This window comes from Rhizobium sp. S96, assembly GCF_030382195.1.
Lineage (GTDB): Bacteria > Pseudomonadota > Alphaproteobacteria > Rhizobiales > Rhizobiaceae > Rhizobium.
In genome coordinates this window covers 17903-37836 of sequence record NZ_JAUDRY010000008.1, presented here as the reverse complement: position 1 = coordinate 37836, position 19934 = coordinate 17903, and the positions used below count along the sequence as shown (strand labels likewise).

At 61.6% G+C, this 19934-nt stretch carries 18 protein-coding genes and 2 pseudogenes; 7 read left to right on the top strand and 13 right to left on the bottom strand.

Annotated features, from left to right (window positions below; genetic code table 11):
- Positions 1 to 27 precede the first annotated feature (27 nt).
- Complete coding sequence (locus QTL94_RS10015; protein ID WP_289801560.1) at positions 28 to 1551, bottom strand: outer membrane beta-barrel protein; 1524 nt, start codon at positions 1549 to 1551, stop codon at positions 28 to 30.
- A 135-nt stretch (positions 1552 to 1686) separates the two neighbouring features.
- On the opposite strand from QTL94_RS10015, the gene QTL94_RS10010 reads away from it, so the two are divergent.
- Positions 1687 to 2682 (top strand): KpsF/GutQ family sugar-phosphate isomerase, encoded by a 996-nt coding sequence (locus QTL94_RS10010; RefSeq protein ID WP_289801559.1) that lies wholly within the window; start codon positions 1687 to 1689, stop codon positions 2680 to 2682.
- A 20-nt stretch (positions 2683 to 2702) separates the two neighbouring features.
- On the opposite strand, the gene QTL94_RS10005 is transcribed toward QTL94_RS10010, so the two are convergent.
- Positions 2703 to 3158, bottom strand: coding sequence for an NfeD family protein (locus QTL94_RS10005; RefSeq protein ID WP_113521900.1), 456 nt, complete (start codon positions 3156 to 3158; stop codon positions 2703 to 2705).
- Between the two features lie 3 nt (positions 3159 to 3161).
- Positions 3162 to 4172 (bottom strand): SPFH domain-containing protein, encoded by a 1011-nt coding sequence (locus QTL94_RS10000; protein WP_289801422.1) that lies wholly within the window; start codon positions 4170 to 4172, stop codon positions 3162 to 3164.
- Between the two features lie 195 nt (positions 4173 to 4367).
- Between QTL94_RS10000 and queC the strand changes: the two genes are divergently transcribed.
- The 3 genes from queC to queE are packed head-to-tail and all read left to right on the top strand — an operon-like array spanning position 4368 to position 6168.
- Positions 4368 to 5078 carry a 7-cyano-7-deazaguanine synthase QueC gene (queC, locus tag QTL94_RS09995; protein WP_289801421.1) on the top strand — a complete coding sequence of 237 codons (711 nt, stop codon included), beginning with the start codon at positions 4368 to 4370 and terminating at the stop codon, positions 5076 to 5078.
- Positions 5078 to 5434: a 6-carboxytetrahydropterin synthase QueD gene (queD, locus tag QTL94_RS09990; protein WP_289801420.1), complete on the top strand. Its 357-nt coding sequence runs from the start codon at positions 5078 to 5080 to the stop codon at positions 5432 to 5434. The genes queC and queD overlap by 1 nt, the downstream gene beginning before the upstream one ends.
- Complete coding sequence (queE, locus tag QTL94_RS09985) at positions 5431 to 6168, top strand: 7-carboxy-7-deazaguanine synthase QueE (RefSeq protein WP_289801419.1); 738 nt, start codon at positions 5431 to 5433, stop codon at positions 6166 to 6168. Before queD ends, queE begins: the two co-directional genes overlap by 4 nt.
- Positions 6169 to 6342: 174 nt before the next feature.
- Here queE and hemH read toward each other — a convergent pair whose 3' ends face one another.
- From hemH to QTL94_RS09950, 7 genes are all read right to left on the bottom strand, one after another.
- Positions 6343 to 7380, bottom strand: a complete 1038-nt coding sequence (gene hemH / locus QTL94_RS09980; RefSeq protein ID WP_289801418.1) for a ferrochelatase — start codon at positions 7378 to 7380, stop codon at positions 6343 to 6345.
- Positions 7381 to 7505: 125 nt separating this feature from the next.
- On the bottom strand, positions 7506 to 9386 hold the full coding sequence (locus QTL94_RS09975) for a 5'-nucleotidase C-terminal domain-containing protein (RefSeq protein ID WP_289801417.1): 1881 nt from the start codon (positions 9384 to 9386) through the stop codon (positions 7506 to 7508).
- A 185-nt stretch (positions 9387 to 9571) separates the two neighbouring features.
- A complete protein-coding gene (gene omp10, locus QTL94_RS09970) occupies positions 9572 to 9943 on the bottom strand; it encodes an outer membrane lipoprotein Omp10 (RefSeq protein ID WP_289801416.1) in 372 nt (123 codons plus the stop codon).
- A 170-nt stretch (positions 9944 to 10113) separates the two neighbouring features.
- On the bottom strand, positions 10114 to 11565 hold the full coding sequence (locus QTL94_RS09965) for a homospermidine synthase (protein ID WP_065691567.1): 1452 nt from the start codon (positions 11563 to 11565) through the stop codon (positions 10114 to 10116).
- A 138-nt stretch (positions 11566 to 11703) separates the two neighbouring features.
- Positions 11704 to 12576, bottom strand: coding sequence for a heme-dependent oxidative N-demethylase family protein (locus QTL94_RS09960; RefSeq protein ID WP_289801415.1), 873 nt, complete (start codon positions 12574 to 12576; stop codon positions 11704 to 11706).
- Between the two features lie 9 nt (positions 12577 to 12585).
- Complete coding sequence (locus QTL94_RS09955; RefSeq protein ID WP_289801414.1) at positions 12586 to 12966, bottom strand: nuclear transport factor 2 family protein; 381 nt, start codon at positions 12964 to 12966, stop codon at positions 12586 to 12588.
- A gap of 4 nt (positions 12967 to 12970) precedes the next feature.
- Entirely contained in the window at positions 12971 to 13255 is a 285-nt protein-coding gene (locus QTL94_RS09950; protein ID WP_065691570.1) for a YciI family protein, read from the bottom strand.
- 132 nt (positions 13256 to 13387) lie between these two features.
- Here QTL94_RS09950 and QTL94_RS09945 point away from each other — a divergent pair, with 132 nt between their 5' ends.
- Positions 13388 to 14293 (top strand): sensor domain-containing diguanylate cyclase, encoded by a 906-nt coding sequence (locus QTL94_RS09945; protein WP_289801413.1) that lies wholly within the window; start codon positions 13388 to 13390, stop codon positions 14291 to 14293.
- Here the strand turns inward: QTL94_RS09945 and QTL94_RS09940 are convergent.
- From QTL94_RS09940 to QTL94_RS09930, 3 genes are all read right to left on the bottom strand, one after another.
- Positions 14290 to 14916 (bottom strand): aminotransferase class IV family protein, encoded by a 627-nt coding sequence (locus tag QTL94_RS09940; RefSeq protein ID WP_289801412.1) that lies wholly within the window; start codon positions 14914 to 14916, stop codon positions 14290 to 14292. The two genes, QTL94_RS09945 and QTL94_RS09940, sit on opposite strands and share 4 nt — an antisense overlap.
- Entirely contained in the window at positions 14913 to 16091 is a 1179-nt protein-coding gene (locus QTL94_RS09935) for an aminodeoxychorismate synthase component I (protein WP_289801411.1), read from the bottom strand. The genes QTL94_RS09940 and QTL94_RS09935 overlap by 4 nt, the downstream gene beginning before the upstream one ends.
- A gap of 79 nt (positions 16092 to 16170) precedes the next feature.
- A complete protein-coding gene (locus QTL94_RS09930) occupies positions 16171 to 18024 on the bottom strand; it encodes a M3 family oligoendopeptidase (protein WP_289801410.1) in 1854 nt (617 codons plus the stop codon).
- A gap of 209 nt (positions 18025 to 18233) precedes the next feature.
- On the opposite strand from QTL94_RS09930, the pseudogene QTL94_RS09925 reads away from it, so the two are divergent.
- Positions 18234 to 19491 (top strand): annotated as a pseudogene (locus tag QTL94_RS09925) (sigma-54-dependent transcriptional regulator); the annotation flags it as partial.
- A gap of 71 nt (positions 19492 to 19562) precedes the next feature.
- Positions 19563 to 19787 (top strand): annotated as a pseudogene (locus QTL94_RS28435) (helix-turn-helix domain-containing protein); the annotation flags it as partial.
- Positions 19788 to 19934 lie beyond the last annotated feature (147 nt).

Here is a 19934-nt window from a genome sequence, read left to right as displayed (position 1 = left end):
GCTTACCGGCTTGGAGGCGGATTTCGTTTAACGCTTCAGCTTGAGGCCGACACCGGCGCGCCATTGTTCGGAGTCGCTGCCGGTCTTGCGCGATGTCAGTTCGTAGCCGACGGTGCTGACCAGATCGAGGTAGCGGTTGATATTCCATGTGAGCGCGGCGCTCGTGGTGTAGACGGTCTCGTCGCTTGTGGCGCTGTCCGAGGGATAGTCGCGCAAGGTGATGCCGCCAAGCACCGTGCCGGTGAGATTGTCACGCAGCTGATGAGCGATCGTCGTTGTCAGGGCGTGGGACACGTAGCCGGATTCGCCAGCTGTAGTCGATGGGTTGATGCTTGTCTGCAGGCCGATGTTGACGTCGGTTCCTCTGAGCGGCGACCAGAACAATTGAGCGTCCACCACCGCAGCATCGATGTCCGACAGGCGGTCGTCATCGAAGGTCGCCGTTTGATATCCGAGCGCGACTTCGCCTCGAAGTTTCTCGCCCATGTCCATCTCGACACCAGCCTTGGCGCCATAGGATTGGCCTGATCGGCGATAGCCCGAACTGTCCACGCTGTCGTCATAGGCCGTCTTGCCGATATTCGCCTCGATGAAGGGAATGAGTGCAGGCGACAGTTCGTAGCCGATGCGCCCGCGCAGCGTGCCGGTCGTCTCGTTGCGATCGCTCAGCGAAACCGTGGTGCCGTCGGACAAGGTCGCATCGGAATAGATTGTGCGGACTACGTCGATGCCGGTGCTGCCGCGCAGAATGCCGAAGTCGCGTTCAATGGTGGCGCCAGCGCTGAATTCCTGGACATCCGACTGTTTGGCGGCGTTCTGCAGGGCATTCGGATCGTCGGTGTCTTCGCGATAGAAGTGATAGCCGCCGGTGAGGTGGGCCGTCGTATCTTCCGGCAGATCGAGCCGGAGGTCGCCATTGATCTTGAAGTCGGGCTGTTCCTCGCCTTCGCCGCTGACGTTCTGCTGCCAGGCGCCCTCGGTGGTGATGAGCAGCTGATGCAGCGCCCAGTCGGAGGTCAGCGTGGTCAACATATCGGTTTCAAGGAAGGCGCGACTCTGCTTGGTATCGCCGCCCTTTTCGGTCTCGGTATTGATGCTCTGCGTGACCGTCGGGCGCAGGACAAAGGTGCCGACCCGGATGCCCGGCGTCTCCTCCTTGGTGAGGTCGCGGTCCGGCTTTCGCGCCATTCGTGCGTCGATCGGTGCCTCGCGCGTATTCATGCGCATCATGTCTTCGTCGAGGATCGCGCCGGTGGTCTCGTCGCTCGGCTTCTGGTCATCCGAGGCTGTTGCCTGTTTCAAGGCTGGGTCGGTGGCGGGTTCCGCCGACGGTGCGGCCCCATTTTCCGCTGCGTCCGTCGAGGGCGCGCTGTCATCGTCCCCGATCGGGGCGAGTGGTGTCGCGGCGGTCGCTCCGTCGGTCGAACGTGGCTGGGCCGATTGAGCAAGGACGTGAAGGGGAGCAAGCGTGATGGCGCACAGGGCCACGCACACGGCAATGCCCGCCGCGCGGAGCGGCGTCAGACTGCTCGTGTATTTCCAATGGCCCATGAACTCGTGCCCGGGATGCTTCGAAGTGGTTACCCGAACGTAAAGCTCCATGGTTAACCATTCGTTTCGATGATCGTCGAAGCGGTTGCGATCTGCGCAATGGACTCGGCGGCTGAAAAGCTCTATCGGATTGCCATGATCAGCAGAGCGGTAAATCTCATCGAAAACGGGGTGCTCGAGTCGGCCAAGCGCACGATCGGCACTGAACGGCGCGCCCTTGAGGCGCTGGAAGCTGCCCTGGGAGGCGCTCTGGCGGAGCCCTTCTCCCGCGCGGTCGAAGTTGCTGGCGGCATATCCGGCCGCGTCATCGTCACCGGCGTCGGCAAGAGTGGCCATATCGGGGTAAAGATCGCGGCGACGCTTGCGTCCACGGGAACACCGGCGTTCTTCATGCATGCGGCGGAAGCCAACCATGGCGACCTCGGCATGGTGGGCAAGGGCGATGCGGTGATTGCCCTTTCCAAGGGCGGCGAGAGTGCCGAGCTGCGTAACATCATCAGCTATACGCGTCGGTTTTCGATCCCGTTGATCGCGTTGACGGCGTCCGAGAAATCGTCGCTCGCCGCTGCTTCAGATGTGGTGCTGTTGATGCCGAACGTCGAGGAGGCATGCCCTCATGGTCTCGCGCCGACCACGTCGACGCTGATGCAGCTTGCCATGGGCGACGCGCTGGCGATCGCCCTGCTCGAGGCGCGCGGGTTTACGGCGCGTGACTTCCATGTGTTCCATCCGGGCGGCAAACTCGGGGCCAGCCTGAGCCATGTCGGCGATATCATGCATACCGGGGAGCGCGTGCCGCTGGTGCCGAAGGGAACCTCCGTGCCGGAGGCGATCTCGACCTTGTCGCGCAAGCATTTCGGTTGCGTGGGGGTTATCGACGGCGACGGCCGGCTTTGCGGGATCGTCACCGAAGGCGATCTTGCGCGCAATCTGACGCGCAACCTGTCGGAACTGATCGTCGACGAGATCATGACGCACACGCCGAAGACGGTGAAGGCAACAGTGCTCGCGACGGCTGCTCTTTCGCTGCTCAACCAGCACCACATCGGCGCGCTGATCGTGATCGATGATGACAATCGGCCGGTCGGTCTGGTTCACTTCCACGATCTGTTGCGGATCGGGGTCGCCTGATAAAGTCAAGTCTGATGGGATCAGGCTTCCTCGACCGTCAGGTCGCGGCCGTTGCTTGACACCACCTTGACGCGCGTGCCCACGGGCAGGTCGGGGCCGCTGACTTTCCACTGTGTATCATCCAGCCGAATGCGGCCACGTCCTTCGACGATCGGCTCGGCGAGCGTTGCCGTCCGGCCGACGAGGCTGGCGCCGCGCTGATTGAGGAAAGGCTCGTCGGTCTCGCCGTGCTCCCTGGTCAACTTGCGGCCGATGAAGGTCGCGGCGACCGCAAAGGCGGCAAACAGGATGGCCTGCAACTGCCAGGCCCAGAAGGCGCTGTCCCAGAAAAGCAGGGAGAGGGCGCCGACGGCAATGGCTGCAAGGCCGATCCAGACCAGGAAGAAACCCGGTGCCATCATTTCCGCGGCGAGCAGAACAAGGCCGACCACCCACCAACTCCAGGGGCCCAGCTCCGATGTGACGGCGGCGAGCATGGGTCAGCGCTCCGGGTTCTGATTGAAGGGGTTGATCGTCGGCGTCGAGCGCGACGATACCTGGCGGGGAGCAGACGGCGTCGGCGGGTGCGGGCCGTCGCCGAATACTTCCTTGGCAATGGCGCCGATGCCGCTCAGAGATCCCAGGATCGACGAAGCCTCGATGGGCATCAGCACGACCTTGGAGTTGCTGGCGGAGCCGATCGAGGTGAGCGCTTCGGTGTATTTCTGCGCCACGAAGTAGTTGATCGCCTGCACGTCGCCGGCGGCAATCGCCTCGGAGACCATTTTAGTTGCCTTGGCTTCCGCTTCCGCAAGACGTTCACGGGCTTCGGCGTTGCGGAAGGCCGCTTCGCGCTGGCCTTCGGCCTGCAGGATGGCTGACTGCTTCGCACCTTCGGCGCGCAGGATCTGGGCGTTTCTGGCGCCTTCCGCTTCCAGCACCTGAGCGCGCTTTTCGCGCTCGGCCTTCATCTGTCGCGCCATCGCATCGACAAGGTCGCGCGGCGGCTGAATGTCCTTGATCTCGACGCGTGTGACCTTGATGCCCCATGGCTGGACGGCGTCATCGACCACCCGGAGCAGCCGATCGTTGATCGCGTCGCGATTGGAGAGCAGTTCGTCGAGGTCCATCGAGCCCATGACCGAGCGGATGTTGGTCATGGTCAGGTTGAGAATGGCGTTTTCGAGGTTGGAGACCTGGTACGCCGCCTGGGCAGCGTTCAGGATCTGGTAGAAGGAAACGGCATCGGCCGACACCGAGGCGTTGTCCTTGGTGATGACCTCCTGGGTCGGGACGTTGAGAACCTGCTCCATCACGTTCATGCGAGCGCCGACGCGCTCGATGAAGGGGGTGATGATGTTCAAGCCGGGCCCCAGAGTGCGGGTGTAGCGACCGAAGCGCTCGACCGTGTACTGGTAGCCCTGTGGTACGGTCTTGATCCCGGCGAAGAGCACGAGGATGACGAAGACCACCAACGCGATCACGACAATGTCGAAGCCGCCCAAAACCATGAAACTCCCCCGCGATAGAATCGATTGACTGCACCTTAGCGTAGACGAATTCAAACGCCAGCCTGTCGCGCCGACGCCAAGGATCCTGACTGGATATATGGGTTTTCGATTGGCCCTTCACAACGGGAGGGGGGTGGCGTAAAACGCCGCTGTATCCGGTCGCAGCCCACCCGGTCAAAACAAGGGACCTCCATCATGAAGACTATCGTCATCTGCTCCGGCGGATTGGACTCCGTTTCGCTTGCGCACAAGGTTGCCGCGGAACATCAGCTCATCGGCCTTCTTTCCTTCGACTATGGCCAGCGGCATCGCAAGGAACTGGACTTTGCCACTGCTTGCGCCAAACGGCTCGGCGTACCGCACCAGATCATCGACATCCGCACCATCGGCCGGCATCTCAGCGGCTCGGCGCTCACGGATGATGTCGATGTGCCTGACGGCCACTATGCCGAGGAAACGATGAAGGCGACGGTCGTGCCGAACCGCAACGCCATCATGCTCGCCATCGCCTTCGGGCTCGCCGCCGCGCAGAAGGCGGATGCCGTGGCCGTCGCCGTTCATGGCGGCGACCATTTCATCTATCCCGATTGCCGCCCCGGGTTCATCGATGCCTTCCAGGCGATGCAGAACCAGGCGTTGGACGGCTATGCAGAGGTCTCGCTCTATGCGCCCTACGTCAATATCTCCAAGGCCGATATTGTCACGGATGGGGTGAAGAGCGGAACGCCGTTCGCTGAGACATGGTCCTGCTACAAGGGCGGGACGAGACATTGCGGTCGCTGCGGCACCTGTGTCGAGCGGCGCGAGGCATTTCATCTCGCCGGAGTGGCAGATCCGACGGTCTACGACGATCCTGATTTCTGGGTTGCCGCGACGAGCGGGTTTTCGGCGCAGGAGGTGAAGTGATGTTCCGGATCACCAAGGAGTTCCACTTTTCGGCCTCGCACCAGCTGACGCGCCTGCCGGCCGATCATCAGTGTGCCCGGTTGCACGGACACAATTACATTGTGGTGGTGGAGCTTGCTTCGGCGGAGCTGGATGCCAACGGCTTCGTGCGCGACTATCACGAGCTGGCACCGCTGAAGCGTTATATCGACGACCGGTTCGACCATCGGCACCTGAACGAGGTTCTCGGCCACGACGGCGTGACGTCGGAATATCTCGCCAAGCACTTTTATGACTGGTGCAAGGAACGGCTGCCGGAAACATCGGCGGTGCGGGTCAGCGAGACTCCGAAGACATGGGCGGAATACCGGCCATGAGCGGGGCTCGTGAGGCCTCCATCCGCGTCAGCGAGATCTTCGGGCCGACGATCCAGGGCGAGGGTGTGCTGATCGGACTGCCGACGGTTTTCGTGCGGACTGGGGGCTGCGACTACCGCTGTTCCTGGTGCGATACGCTGCATGCCGTCGACAGCGAATACCGCGATCAATGGCGGCCGATGTCGGTCGAGGAGATCTGGCGGGAAGTTTCGGCGCTTTCCGGCGACAAGCCGCTGACCATCTCCCTTTCCGGCGGTAATCCGGCGATCCAGCCGCTTGGGCCGCTGATCGCCCATGGCCATGCGCAGGGCTACAGCTTTGCCTTGGAAACGCAGGGCAGCGTTGCCAAGGACTGGTTTGCGGATCTCGATACGCTGGTCTTGAGCCCGAAGCCGCCGTCGAGCGGCATGGAGACCGATTGGCAAGCCTTCGACGACTGTCTGCGCTTGGCGGCCGGCCGGCCGCAGATTGCCTTGAAGATCGTGGTCTTTGACGATCGCGATTATGACTATGCGCGCCAGGCGGCGGCTCGATACCCGGCGCTACCGGTCTATCTGCAGCCCGGCAACCATACGCCACCGCCACCCGACGATGACGATGCGTCTATCGACATCGACGGCATCATGGAGCGGATGCTCTGGCTCGTCGGCAAGGTTACGGATGACAGGTGGTTCGAAGCCCGCGTGCTGCCCCAGCTGCATGTTCTGCTTTGGGGGAACCGGCGAGGGGTGTGACGGTGCCCGCGAGCGGTAGCCGGTGAATAGAAAGACCCCTCCCAACCCTCCCCACAAGGGGGATGGCTTAACCCCGCCTGGCCCCCGGTGCATTGAGGCAGGGTCTTCTCCCCCCTTGTGGGGGAGATGGCCGGCAGGCCAGAGGGGGTAATGCGGGCCGCAGCGCTACCTACCTCAAACCCACCCAAGCAGTTCGCGGCGCACGACCGTTTCCAGCACCCGCATCCCGTCTTCGCTGTCGTTCAGGCAGGGGATGTGGGTGAATTTCTCGCCGCCGTTCTCGTGGAACGAATGCGCGGCCTGCTCGGCGATTTCTTCCAACGTCTCCAGGCAATCGGAGACGAAGCCCGGGTTCAGCACCGCGATCTTCTTGACGCCATCCTGCGCCAGCTTCTCGACCGTCTTGTCGGTATAGGGCTGCAGCCATTCTTCCGGCCCGAAGCGGGACTGGAAGGTGATCATGAACTTGTCCTTGGACAAGCCAAGCTTCTCGCGCAGCAGACGGGCGGTCTTCTGGCACTGACAGTAATAGGGGTCGCCCTTCTGGAAATAGGACATCGGGATGCCGTGGAAGGAGGCGAGGATCATCTCCGGCTCCCAATCGAGCGTTGCCAGATGCGACGTGATCGAGTTCGCCAGCGCTTCGATATAGGTGTCGTCGTCGTGATAGTCGGGCACGGTGCGCAGCGCCGGCTGCCAGCGCATCTTCAGGAGATGCTGGAAGGCCTTGTCGTTGACGGTCGCCGTCGTCGCAGCAGCATATTGCGGATAGAGCGGGAAGAGCACGATCCTGTCGCAACCGTCGTCCTTCAGCGCCTGGATGCGCGAGGCGATCGACGGCGTGCCGTAGCGCATCGCCCAATCGACCTGAACGTTGGGCAGGTCGCGTAGGCGCTCCGCCATCAGTTCGGACTGGCTGCGGGTATAGGTGCGCAGGTAGCTCTCGTTCTTGTCCTTGTTCCAGATCAGCTCATAGGCCTTTCCGACCTTGCCCGGACGGGTGTTGAGCACGATGCCGAAGAGGATCGGGTACCATTTCCACGGCGACCATTCGATGACGCGCTTGTCGGTCAGGAATTCCTTGAGATAGCGGCGCATCGAGGTGTAGTCGGTGCCGTCGGGTGTTCCGAGATTGACGAGCAGGACGCCCACCTTGCCTGATTTCACGGGCGGATGTTCCGCCGGGCGGTGCGCAGTATCAATGATCGTCATCTAAACCCCAGTGCTCGTCTTCTCTGCCCGGCTCATACGCAGCCCGGCTTGGATGGTTCACCCTATAAGAACAAAAGCCGGCCCGGGGAACCCCGGACCGGCCTTCGCAATCGAGACAAATCGTCTTACTTGGACGGGATCTGCAGTTCCTTGCCAATCGTCAGGTGACGCGGCGTGGGTGTGCCGTTGGCCTGCGAGATTTTCTTCCAGAGCGTGCCGTCGCCATAGAACTGCTTGGCGAGATCCCACAGTGTGTCACCGGCGGCGATCACATGGCTTGTCGGCGTGTTGGGTGCCAGCGCGGCGGGCGCAGCCGGGGCCGCTGCCGCGGGGGCGGTTGCTGCTGGGGCGGCAGGCGCCGTTGCTGCCGGTTCCGTTGCAGCAGGGGCTGCGGCGTTCGCAGCAACGTCGGTCACGCGGCCATCGGTGTAAGGCTTGTAGGGCGAGTGCGCGGCAACGTAGTCGGCGGTGACATCGGCGAGATCCGGGCCGAAGTCATAGGCGTTCTTGCCGGCGCTGGCGAAGATCGAATAGCCGTCGCCGCCGGCGCGCATGTAGTTGTTGGTTACCACACCGTAGGTCTTGGCGTCATCAAGCGGGACGAAGGTGTCGCCTTCCTTGGTCTCGACGGAGAGGAGGCGGCTGCCGGCCGGCTTGGTCTTGTCGTAGCTGTACTTGAGACCGGAAACCTGCGGGAAGCGACCGGCGCCCTGTTCGATCTGGCTCAGGCCATTTTCCAGGGCCTTGCGGATATCGGCGCCTGCCAGCTGGAAGGTCGCGAGCGTGTTCTGGAACGGCAGGACGGTGATGACCTCGCCTTGGGTGACGTCGCCGCTATCGATGGAGGCGCGCAGGCCGCCGCCGTTCTGGATGGCGATGGTCATGCCCTGATCCTTGGCTCGATCGAGCATTGCGTCAGCGACGAGGTTGCCCATCGAGCACTCCTCGACGCGGCAAACCTTGCGGTCGCCTTCGATCGGCCCTTCGGACGAACCGATGACCTTCTTGCGCAGCTCTTCGATCGGCTTGGCGAGTTCGGCGATGCGTGCGGTCATCGTCGGATCCGGGGTAAAGGACGAATCGATCAGGATCGGGTCGCCCTTGGCGCTCTTCACGACGCCGTTGTCGTCGAAGTCGACCACGAGGTCGCCGAGATACTTGCTGTAGGAGGCCGCCTGTACGACTGGCACCTTGTAGCCGCCGGGGTTGTCGACCATCGTCGGGTAGGGGCCTTCGGCCTTCGGGTCGGTGTTCGACAAGAGGCTGTGCGAATGGCCGCCGACAACGACGTCGACATCGGGGATCTTGGCAATGGCCGCGAGGTCGCGCGGATAGCCGACGTGGGTGAGTGCGATGATCTTGTTGATGCCTTGTTTCTTCAGGTCTTCGACGGCAGCGGTGATCGTCTGCACGTCATCGGCGATCATGATCTTGGGGCCGGGAGAGGAGAGTTCCTCGGTGTCGTTGGTCACGGCGCCGACGATGCCGATTTTCTGGCCGCCGACCTCGAGAACCAGCGAGGGCTTGATGCGATCGCCGATCTTGGCGCCGTCGCCGGCGAGAACGTTGGCCGAGATAACAGGGAACTTGACCTTGTCGAGGAAGGTCGCAAGGCCGTCTTCGCTGTCGTCAAACTCGTGGTTGCCGACGGTCATGACGTCGAACTTCATGTCGTTCAGGACTTCGGCTTCGGCCGCGCCCTTGTAGGTGGTGTAGAACAGCGAGCCCTGGAAATTGTCGCCTGCGTTGAGCAGCAGCACGTTCTGGCCGTCAAGGGCGGCGCGGCGCTGGTCGATCGCAGTCTTCAGACGCGCGGCGCCGCCGAAGCACTCGTTCTTGCCTTCTTCCTCTGCGGAGCACGTGGAGTCGAACTTGTTGATCGACTCGATGCGGGAATGGAAGTCGTTAATGTGAAGAATATTGAGCTGGTAATCGGCAAAGGCGGCGCTGCTCGACAGCGCCAGCACCGACGCGGTCAACAGACCGAATTGAAATGACTTCGTCATCCTGTTCTCCTGATTTGATGGGCGAAGCCTGGAACCCTGCGCTTCGCCATCCCCTACGCGATTGATGTTTCCACTAAGCACTAGTAGCTGCAAGAGAAAAAGCTGTGACAGTGCAGGTGCTTTCCAAGGGCGGTAAACAAAAAAGCTCCCGCAAGGGGAGCTTTTCAATCGTCGATATCGACCGATCACATGTGGCGCGTGAGCGTGAATTGGGAACCAGCGTCGGAGGTGCAGTTGAGCTGGCTCTGGGCAACCAGCGCGCAGTTAACCAAAGAGCTTGTGCGTTTTACGTTTGAATACAGGTTAATTTGAATGACGCCGTTGGGACCGGTTGTGTAGGTGCCAGATGCCATTTGTGTATTCGTGCCGTCAGTTGTCCGAGTCACGAATTGTCCACCGCTAAAGGTCGAGTTCAGTCCATTTGGATCTGTCCAAGTGCCCTCAACACCGACCGGAGCCGGGCGTGCTGCGACCGGCGTTGGGCCCGGCGACGACGAAACGCAGGATGCGAGCGCTGCGGAGGCGCCGAGGAGGACAACGAGGGTTCTGATTTTCATAGGCTTCTCCCAGTAGTCTGAGCGGGAACTATCCGTGTGGTTGCGAAACACATGGCGCGGGTCGCCCGGGAAGGCAAGGCTTCAAAGGTGTCGGGACGGCATTTATACAGCAAGCGTTACAAAAATGCCCGCCGTGCGGCGGGCATCTTCGAATGCGGTTCGTTCAGCGATTAGCGAACGAGGATGTTCTTGAACTGCCACGGATCCTTCGTGTCCAGATCCTCAGGGAAGAGGCCCGGGCGACCGTCGAGTGGGGTCCAGTCGGTGTAGTGACCTTCGACCGGCCCGAGGTAGGGCAGCTGCACTTCGAGGCAACGCTTGTAGTCGATCTCGTCGGCTTCGACGATGCCGGCCTTCGGGTTTTCCAGCGCGTAGACCATGCCGGCGAGAACCGCCGAGGTGACCTGCAGACCGGTCGCGTTCTGGTAAGGCGCGATGCGGCGGGTCTCTTCGAGAGACAGGCGCGAGCCGAACCAGTAGGCGTTCTTTTCGTGGCCGTAGAGCAGTACGCCGAGTTCGTCGAGACCGTCTACCAGCTCGTCCTCGTTGAGAACGTGATGAACCGGCTGCGAGTTGCCGCCGTTGCCGAACATCTCATGCAGCGACAGAACGGCGTCATTCGGCGGATGGTAGGCGTAGTGGCAGGTCGGGCGGAAGGTGACTTCGCCATCCTTGTCGCGCACCGTGAAGTAATCGGCGATCGAGATCGACTCGTTGTGGGTGACGAGGAAGCCATACTGCGGGCCAGGGGTCGGGCACCAGCTGCGAACGCGGGTGTTGGCGCCGGGCTGCTCGAGATAGATAGCGGCCTTGCAGCCCTTCTTGTGCTTCTTGGCGTTCTTAGGCATCCAGTTTTCATGGGTGCCCCAGCCGAGTTCGGCCGGCTGCAGACCTTCTGAGATGAAGCCTTCGACGGACCAGGTGTTCCAGAAGACGTTGAGCGGCTTCGGGTTCTTGGTGAGCTGCGTGTCGCGCTCGGCGATGTGGACGCCCTTGACGCCGAGCTTCTTCATCAGCTTGGCCCAGCCTTCACGGTCGTGCTGATCCGGCTCGTCGAACGTCAGGCCGATGTCGTTGGCGAGGTTGACCAGCGCCTGCTTGACGAACCAGGAGACCATGCCCGGGTTTGCGCCGCAGGTAGAAACGGCCGTGGTGCCGCCGGGGTTCTTCTTCTTCTCATGACGAAGGGTTTCGCGCAGCGCATAGTTGGTGCGGTCGGCGTTCTTCATGTTCTTGTCGAAGTAGAAGCCGAGCCACGGCTCGACGACGGTGTCGATGTAGAGGACGTCGAGCTTGCGGCAGAGCTTCATCAGATCGACCGAACCGGTATCGACCGAGAGGTTGACGCAGAAGCCCTGGCCTTCGCCTTCGGTCAGAAGCGGCTTCAGCAGCTCCTTGTAGTTGTCCTTGGTCACATATTCCTTGATGTGACGGACGCCGTGCTTCTTGAGGATCTCCATGTCGGAGGGCTCTTCACGCGGGTCGATGACGACCATCCGGCTCTTGTCGAATTTGAAGTGGCGCTCGATCAGCGGCAGCGTACCGCGGCCGATGGAGCCAAAGCCGATCATGACGATCGGACCGGTAATTTCGGCATATACCGGGTGGTTCTGTTCCGTCATTCTTTTCTCCTGTGGAAGGTGACGAAGGCGAGAGGCCTTTAAGAATTCATTTGAAATCGCGAAAATACTGCGAGGAAGTCCGGCTCTAACCACAAAATGGCGTCACAATAAAGAGCGTTCGGGGCGGGAACACAAATATCAGGCGGGCAAGTGCTGGTTTGCGAGCGCGCGCAGCTTGGCCGCAAGCTCGGCTTTTTGCAAGCTCAGCCCCTTGTAGGCAGCCTGGTGTTCGTCAAGGTTTTCGAGCTGCGTTGCGAAGCTCGCGGCCAATATCGCAGCCTTGGGATGGGACGCGATGGCGGCGATCGGATCGACATAGACGCGGATGGTGAAGAGGATATCGCCGGCGACTGGCAGCTTGCGCAGCGTCTGCCGCTCGACGCGGGCAAAGCGCTGGGCGAGCGTGAAGGCTTCCGCCTGCGGCGGCCGGCGATGCTTCGAGAGCGGCAGGAAGAGGTCGTCCGTCAGGTTGATCGACCAGTTCATCCGCTCGACGGGTTGGGCAACCTGAAGATTATCGAAGATCCGGGTGATCAGCGCCGCGTTGCGGGTGCCATCTCCGAAACCCGGCACGTCGGCATGGATTGCCTGCATCGGACGTGCGAACTTCTCCTGCAGCGACCACGAGGATGGAAAGGCGACAAAGCCGGCGACGAGATGCCAGCCGTCGGCCTTTCGACGCATGATCACCAGATCGTCCTGGATCAACAGGCCGGCGCGGAGCAATGGCGGGAGATCGTATCCGGTCTGCGCGTCGTCGCGGGGGAGTTGCGGATGCCGTTCGGCGAGATGTGTTTGAAGCAGCTCGAGCGCCTCCCGCTGAGCGTCCTCGGTGTCCTCCTCCGCGACGAAGACCTCGCTGCAATTGGTGCTGACCAGCGCCTGCTTTTCGCCGACATAGCGCGACCAATCGGCATCCGGCTCGATCCAGCGCGTGGGATCAAGCGGCATCAGGCCAATGGTGAACGGCTTCGAGGAGCCGTCATAGGGCGTGTAGATCGGAGGCGTCATGGCCGAACTCTAGCGCGCCGGTGTCCCCTGATGGAAGACCATTCGCCAATAACCGTCGGCATCGTGCCGCCAGATCGAGCTTCGAAGGGATCTGACCGGCGGAAGATGGGGTTCGCTGCGCTCGGAGCGGTAGGTCGCGAGCACCAGCCCGGGAGACAGCGGCCAGATCTCGAAGTCGGCCAATGCGCGGGTGGTTGCGTCTGCCGGCTCGGCAAGTAGCGCCGCGATGATCTCATCGAAACCATAGAGCCGACCGGAGCTTCCGATCTCCCGGAAATTGGGTGCAAGCAGTGCGTCCAGCGATGTGCGCGAGTTGCGCACGGCGGGGTCGAACAGCTTTTCCTCCAAGGACTGAAGATGGAGACGCAGGTCTTCCGGTTGCTCTCTCAAGGCTTCATCCTTTCAATGCCTCCATGCCGTCGACGGCTGTGGTGATCGCGACTTCGGTGATCTCGTATTGCGCCACGCCGTGGATCGTGAAGGGGTCGGCGGCGACATAGGCTTCGATATCAGCCCGATTTCCGACGGCCAGAACCACTCCACCGGTGCGCGGCACCTTGCGGCCCGATGCGAGGAACCACCCCCTGGCATAGCCTTCCTTCACCCAGGCCATGTGCGGCTCCATGTGCTTGTCGGCCTCCTCGTTCGGCTTCACATAGGTCAAGGCGAGGATGAACATGGTGTGTTTCCTTTCAGGGCGTTGCGTTCCGATACATGTGGATATTCAATTGTCTCGGGGGCATCCATCTTCTTTTCAGATTTCCGCGTCAAAGTGCGAATCATTGTTATTCCATCGCCCCGGAACCATCGGATGAACCAGATATCGGAGCGGCTTGCGGAGTTGCAGGAGGAGAGCGCCGTCCTGATCGCGCTTTATGATCAGGATGACCGGCTGCAGTATGCAAACGCGGCCTTTCGCACCACCTTCGCACTCGAGCCGGATGAATGCCCCCTGTGGGCCGAGCTTATGCGCCGCAATACCAAGGCCGGAAAAGGGACGGTCATCCGTGCCGCTGATTTCGAGACGTGGCTGGTCTCGGCGCAATCGCGGCGCGGCAAGCTGCCGTTCCGGGCGTTCGAGACCGATGTGGTCGACGGGCGCTGGCTGTGGATGACCGAGACCGTCCAGAAGGACGGCTGGATGCTCTGCGTCGCCAGCGACATCACCCATCTGAAAGCCAGCGAACGCGATATCCGGCAGGACCGCGATTTCGCGCTCAAGGCATCGCAGACCGACGAGCTCACCAGCATTTCCAATCGCCGCTTCATGATGGCGGCGCTGGAGAGCCTTGTGCAGCGGCAGGCCTCGATGGAAAAGGCGAGCGGCTGCATCTGCATCATCGATCTCGACTTCTTCAAGCGGATCAACGACGTGTATGGCCACCAGGTGGGAGACGACGTGCTGGTGGATTTTGCCCGCCGCGTACATCCGCTCGTGCGCCGGCGCGACAGCTTCGGCAGGATCGGCGGCGAGGAATTCATGCTGATCCTTCCCGACACCACCTTGTCGCAGGGAGAGTTGATCGTCGACCGTATACTGACGACGGTGCGAGGTGCCCGTCCGATCAGCAACAGCCCCAGCTTTTCCTACACCTGCTCCGCCGGGCTCGCGGAACTGCATCTGGGCGAGACGGCACGCGAGCTTTACGCGCGCGCCGACGAGGCGCTCTATCATGCCAAGCAGAGCGGGCGTGATCGGCTGAGGATCGTTGCTTAGAGGATAAGGTTGGCGGCGATCAGACCGCGCAGGGAATTGCCGATATAAAGCCGGCCTGTCTTCAAGTCTTCCGGCGTGATGCGGCCAACGCGAGCCTTTCGCTGGCAGATGAGTTCGGTGCGCAGCACGCCGGCCAGCAGACCGCAGGCGATCGGCGGGGTGCGCAGGAGGCCGGATCCGTCGTCGAGGAAGACCGAGGTGATCGTGCCCTCGCACACCTCGCCTCGTTCGTTCAGCATGATCACTTCATCGGCTTCGGACGATGCGTATTCGGACCTTGCCATGTCGTAGATCGCGCGGCGGGTCGTTTTCATGCGCAGCAGCGTGTCGCCGGAGTCGAGGCGCGTGCCGGCCACTTTAACGTTCCAGACACTGCCTGCGGCAAACGGCGTAAACGGCGCCGAAGTGATCGCCGTTTGCCCGTTGTGATCGAATGTCAGCCGAATGCGCAAGGCGCTCGATGCGCCCGCCACGGCTTCGTTCAGTCGATCGGCAGCCGCCAGCGGCTCTGGAAATCCAAGTCGGCGGGCGGAGCGGGAGAGGCGAGCGAGGTGGAGGCGCAGGCGCACGAAGCCGATGCCCGGCTCGAAGCGCAGCGTTTCGATCAAGGACAGGTCGGTCATCCCGCTGTCTCCTGATCGCGGGTCACTTCCTGATCGCCGATGGCGAAGCGCGCCTTCAACAGGCACTCTTCGTATTCTGCTTCGGCGGTCGAATCGAAGACGATGCCGCCGCCGACGTTGAAGACCGCCTTGCCGTCGGGAAACAGGCTGATGGTTCGGATGGCGACCGAAAAGCGCATAGCGCCGCGCGGCGAGATCATGCCGATCGCTCCGCAATAGACGTCGCGCGGGCCGTCCTCCAGTTCATGGAGAATGGTCATGGCGCTGATCTTCGGCGCGCCGGTGATCGAGCCGCAGGGGAAGAGGGCGGCGAAGATGTCGGTGATGGTGAGACCAGCAAGCAGCTTCGCCTGCACATGGCTCACCATCTGGTGCACCGTCGGGTAGGTCTCGATGTCGAAGAGCTTCGGAACGTCGAGCGTGCCGACCTCCGATATGCGCGAGATGTCGTTGCGCAGGAGGTCGACGATCATGCGGTTTTCGGCCTGTGTCTTGATGTCCCCGCGCATGGCCTTGATGATCGCGGCGTCCTCGGCAGGGCTGTTGCCACGCTTGGCGGTGCCCTTCATTGGGTGTGTCTCGATCCAGCCGTCATCGTCGGTGCGGAAGAAGAGTTCGGGTGAGCGCGACAGGATGATCGGGCCACCGAGATCCACCAGCGCGCCATACTTCACGGGTTGCCGGTCGATCAGCGACCAGAATGCCGCGCGGGGATCGCCGCTCCAACGGGCCGTGATCGGCATGGTAAGGTTGGCCTGGTAGCAATCTCCCTGTCGGAGATGCCAATGCAGCCGGTCGAAGCGCTCCTTGTATGTGGGGAAATCCCATCCGGTTTTCGGTGCCGTGATGCATTCCTCATTTTCGACGCGCTTTACTGCCTTCGCCAGGGGGTGAGTATCCGCTGAAGGCGCGTCGAATATGCCAAAGCAGAGGAGCGGCGTTTCGCTGCGCCCGTCGGCAAAGGCGGAAAGCTTGTCTTCGAAGAGGTAACCCGCTTCGTAGGACAGGTAGCCGGCCAGCCACTTGCCCGCGGCACGCGCTTGCTCGATGCGCGCGAGGCCGTCGAAAAACTCGGTGCGCGTCCGTGCGATGATGATCTCCGCCGGATCGGCGAAGAGCATCACCTGTCCGGTCGTGTCGTCCCGGAAGAGCGCGTAGGGCTGTCTGTCGATCATGTCCAAGCTTTGGCCTTAAGACGGCGATCTTCGCTTTGTCCCTTCCCGCTGACGCAGAGAAGGGACTGGTGGTGCCGCCTCAGGCCTTATCTAGCGCTTCCAACTCGTCGATCAGGCCTTCGATCATCGACAGTCCCTTGCTCCAGAACGACGGATCGGTGGCGTCGAGACCGAATGGCTTGAGAAGTTCCGAGTGATGCTTGGTGCCGCCGGCCTTCAGGAGATCGAAATACTTGTCCTGGAAGCCCTTGTCGGCCTTCTGGTAGACAGCATAGAGCGAGTTCACCAGGCAATCGCCGAACGCATAGGCGTAGACGTAGAAGGGCGAATGGATGAAGTGCGGGATATAAGCCCAGTAGGTCTCGTATCCCTCCGAGATCTTGATCGCTGGCCCGAGGCTTTCCGACTGTACCGAGAGCCAGAGCTCGCCAATGTCGTCGGAGGTCAGTTCGCCGGCCTTGCGGGCGGTGTGGACCTTGCGCTCGAATTCGTAGAAGGCGATCTGGCGCACGACCGTGTTGATCATGTCCTCGACCTTCTGAGCAAGCATCGCCTTGCGCTCGCGCTTGTCCTTCGTCTTGTCGAGCAGGGCCCGGAAGGTCAGCATCTCGCCAAAGACGGAGGCGGTCTCGGCAAGCGTCAGCGGCGTCTGGCACATCAGCGCGCCCTGGCCGCCGGCCAGAACCTGATGCACACCATGGCCAAGCTCGTGGGCGAGCGTCATCACGTCGCGCGGTTTGCCCAGGTAATTGACGAGCACATAGGGGTGAGCCGAAGGAACGGTCGGGTGAGCGAAGGCGCCGGGCGCCTTGCCCGGGCGAACGGGCGCATCGATCCACTGCTCGTCGAAGAAGCGCTTGGCGATCGCGGCCATCTCGGGGGCAAAATTGCCATAGGCCGAAAGCACCGTGTCCTTGGCTTCAGTCCAGGAAATCACAGCGTTGGAGGTTTCGGGCAGCGGCGCGTTGCGATCCCAGAACTCCATCTGTTCCATGCCAAGCCACTTGGCCTTCATCTTGTAATAGCGATGCGAGAGGCGCGGATAGGCATCCTTGACGGCGGCGGCCAGCGCATCGACCACTTCGCGCTCGACGCGGTTTGCCAGGTGCCTGCTATCGGCGATGTCCTCGAAGCCGCGCCAGCGGTCGGAAATGTCCTTGTCCTTGGCGAGCGTGTTGGTGATCAGCGTGAAGGTGCGGATATTCGTCTTGAAGGTTTCGGCAAGCGCCATCGCCGCCTTGTGGCGAACGGCGGGATCGCGGTCCTGCAGCATGTTCAGCGTGACCTCGATCGACAGCTTCTCTCCATCGACGTCGAAGCGCAGTTCCGCCATCGTTTCATCGAACAGACGGTTGAAGGCGGCAGCCGACGTCATCGACTTTTCGAGGAAGAGCTGTTCCAGCTTGTCGTCCAGCTGGTAGGGCTTGTCCTTGCGCAGGTCGACGAGCCAGGGGCGGTAGTGGCCGGCATCCGGGTCATTCGCCATGCAGGCATCGATCACGGCATCGTCGATGCGGTTGAGTTCGAGCGCGAAGAACAGCAGGTGGCCGGAGAAATCGGTGATCCGGGCCTGAACGTCGCCGTAGAGCTTGCCGTTCACAGGATTGCTGGTGTCGGAGAAATAGGTGAGGCCCGCAAACGAGCCGAGGCGGCCGATAAGGTCGTCCAGCGCCTCATATTCTTTCAGAGCCTGGCCGATGCCGGCGTCGCCTTTCTTCGTGGCGGCGTCCGCAAGCTTGCCCTTCCACTTCTCTTCGAAGGCGGCGGCTGCCTTGCCTGCTTTTTCCATATCCGACGTAAAGGCTGTCGAGGTGGCCGAGGGGTAGAGGTCCTGCAATCGCCAGGTCGGCAGGTCGCCGAGCGCGCTATCGGTCGCGGAGGCGGCGGAGCTTGCCGAAAAATTAAGGGCGGCGCCGGCGAGTGTTTTTTTCATGAGCGGGGTTCCTCTTCCTCTTTTGCGACAGGCTAGACTGTCTAAGCGCCTAAAGCCCCGGTATCAAGGGCATTTCGGCTTTCGGGAAGCTCCGTTTCGAGCCGGATTCGTCTTCGCCCCAAACGTTAAAATGCAATTATTTCTCAAAACTGGATGTTCAAGCCTTTCTGCGAGAGTGCCTGTCAGGTTTCGCATGAAGTGAGGCAGCAATGACCGGTTACAATGAGATCAAGGGTGCCGCGCAGATACTGGTCGTCGAGGACGATCCGGTTCAGCGCCGATTGCTCAAGAACGCGATAGAGCGCCACGGGCACGTGGTCCATCAGGCCGAGAACGGCCGGATCGGTCTGGAGATGGTGAAGAGAGGCAGCGGCCTCTACAACGTCATCGTGCTGGACCTGATGATGCCTGAAATGACGGGCTTGGAGTTCCTGGAAGCGGTGCACGAATTCGGCACACAGGTTCCCGTTATCGTTCAGACGGGGCAGGGCGGCATCGAAACGGTGGTGCAGGCCATGCGTGCCGGCGCCTTCGATTTCGTCGTCAAGCCGGTGTCTCCCGAGCGGATCGCCAATTCGATTGCAAACGCCCTCAAGCTGGATCAGCGCGAAATCAAGGCGCGCAGCGGCCGCAGGTCTCGTTCCGGCTCAGTCGGGTTCGACGATATCGTTTCGGCCAGCCCCGCAATGATACGGGTCATCGATCTGGCGCAGCGTGCGTCGCAGTCGACCATCCCCGTCGTGCTCGAAGGGGAATCCGGGGTCGGCAAGGAACTGGTGGCGCGCGCCATCCAGTCCGGCAGCGACCGTTCCGGCAAGCCGTTCGTCACCGTCAACTGTGGCGCCATTCCGCACAATCTGGTCGAGAGCATTCTGTTCGGCCATGAGAAGGGTGCCTTTACCGGCGCGACCGAGCGCCATATCGGCAAGTTCATGGAAGCCGATGGCGGCACGATCTTCCTCGACGAGATCGGCGACCTGCCGCTCGAAGTCCAGGTCAAGCTCCTGCGCGCCGTGCAGCAGGGCGAGATCGAGACCGTCGGCGCGCGCACCGCGCATAAGGTCAACGTCCGCCTGATTTCGGCAACCAACAAGGATCTGATCGAAGAGGTCAAGAACGGCCACTTCCGCGAGGATCTGTATTATCGTCTCAACGTCTTCCCGATCACCATTCCGGCGCTGCGCAAGCGAAAGGAAGACATCCCGCACCTCGTGCGCGTCTTCACCGAGCGCTTCTCGAGCGAGCAGAAGAACGGCCATCGCATGACGGTGAGCGCAGGCGCCCTGGCGCTGCTGACCGCCTACGATTGGCCGGGCAATATCCGCCAGCTCGAGAACGCAATCTTCCGCGCCGTGGTGCTGGCAGATGGACCAGAGCTGACCGAAGCCGACTTCCCGCAGATCGCAGGCCAGCTGCCGGAATACGCGGTGGTCGACCACCTCGCGCTCGTTGCCGACAATAGCGTCGGCGATCGTCTCGCCGAACTCGCCAGTCCCGAGGATCCGGTCTCGCAGGCAGCCGCGGACCACCTCGTGGCGCGAATCAGTGATGCACCGGACAACGCAATTGCCAGCACGAACCCCTCAGGCGACGTGCGAAAGCTTGCGGATGTGGAAGAAGAGCTGATCAGATTCGCCCTTAAATTCTATCGGGGGCAGATGAGTCAAGTGGCCCGAAAACTCGGCATCGGGCGGTCCACATTGTACAGAAAACTCAAGGATTACGGGATCGACCCTGACAACCCGCAGAAGGACGCGGCCTGAAACGCTTCATTAACAATCCGGCAATCATCTTTTGTTACCAATCATAAACCACTTGTTAGTGGCCTGTTCACTATGTAAAGAAAAGGTTGATCATGTGTGGCATTTTTGCCATCGTGTGACCGCATTTCACAGTCAAGGGTCGAGATA

What these genes read in the sequence shown, in the direction of transcription:
- QTL94_RS10015 (WP_289801560.1), bottom strand. Translation starts at nt 1,551, where the DNA reads ATGGGCCATTGGAAATACACGAGCAGTCTGACGCCGCTCCGCGCGGCG.
- QTL94_RS10010 (WP_289801559.1), top strand. Translation starts at nt 1,687, where the DNA reads ATGATCAGCAGAGCGGTAAATCTCATCGAAAACGGGGTGCTCGAGTCG.
- QTL94_RS10005 (WP_113521900.1), bottom strand. Translation starts at nt 3,158, where the DNA reads ATGCTCGCCGCCGTCACATCGGAGCTGGGCCCCTGGAGTTGGTGGGTG.
- QTL94_RS10000 (WP_289801422.1), bottom strand. Translation starts at nt 4,172, where the DNA reads ATGGTTTTGGGCGGCTTCGACATTGTCGTGATCGCGTTGGTGGTCTTC.
- queC (WP_289801421.1), top strand. Translation starts at nt 4,368, where the DNA reads ATGAAGACTATCGTCATCTGCTCCGGCGGATTGGACTCCGTTTCGCTT.
- queD (WP_289801420.1), top strand. Translation starts at nt 5,078, where the DNA reads ATGTTCCGGATCACCAAGGAGTTCCACTTTTCGGCCTCGCACCAGCTG.
- queE (WP_289801419.1), top strand. Translation starts at nt 5,431, where the DNA reads ATGAGCGGGGCTCGTGAGGCCTCCATCCGCGTCAGCGAGATCTTCGGG.
- hemH (WP_289801418.1), bottom strand. Translation starts at nt 7,380, where the DNA reads ATGACGATCATTGATACTGCGCACCGCCCGGCGGAACATCCGCCCGTG.
- QTL94_RS09975 (WP_289801417.1), bottom strand. Translation starts at nt 9,386, where the DNA reads ATGACGAAGTCATTTCAATTCGGTCTGTTGACCGCGTCGGTGCTGGCG.
- omp10 (WP_289801416.1), bottom strand. Translation starts at nt 9,943, where the DNA reads ATGAAAATCAGAACCCTCGTTGTCCTCCTCGGCGCCTCCGCAGCGCTC.
- QTL94_RS09965 (WP_065691567.1), bottom strand. Translation starts at nt 11,565, where the DNA reads ATGACGGAACAGAACCACCCGGTATATGCCGAAATTACCGGTCCGATC.
- QTL94_RS09960 (WP_289801415.1), bottom strand. Translation starts at nt 12,576, where the DNA reads ATGACGCCTCCGATCTACACGCCCTATGACGGCTCCTCGAAGCCGTTC.
- QTL94_RS09950 (WP_065691570.1), bottom strand. Translation starts at nt 13,255, where the DNA reads ATGTTCATCCTCGCCTTGACCTATGTGAAGCCGAACGAGGAGGCCGAC.
- QTL94_RS09945 (WP_289801413.1), top strand. Translation starts at nt 13,388, where the DNA reads ATGAACCAGATATCGGAGCGGCTTGCGGAGTTGCAGGAGGAGAGCGCC.
- QTL94_RS09940 (WP_289801412.1), bottom strand. Translation starts at nt 14,916, where the DNA reads ATGACCGACCTGTCCTTGATCGAAACGCTGCGCTTCGAGCCGGGCATC.
- QTL94_RS09935 (WP_289801411.1), bottom strand. Translation starts at nt 16,091, where the DNA reads ATGATCGACAGACAGCCCTACGCGCTCTTCCGGGACGACACGACCGGA.
- QTL94_RS09930 (WP_289801410.1), bottom strand. Translation starts at nt 18,024, where the DNA reads ATGAAAAAAACACTCGCCGGCGCCGCCCTTAATTTTTCGGCAAGCTCC.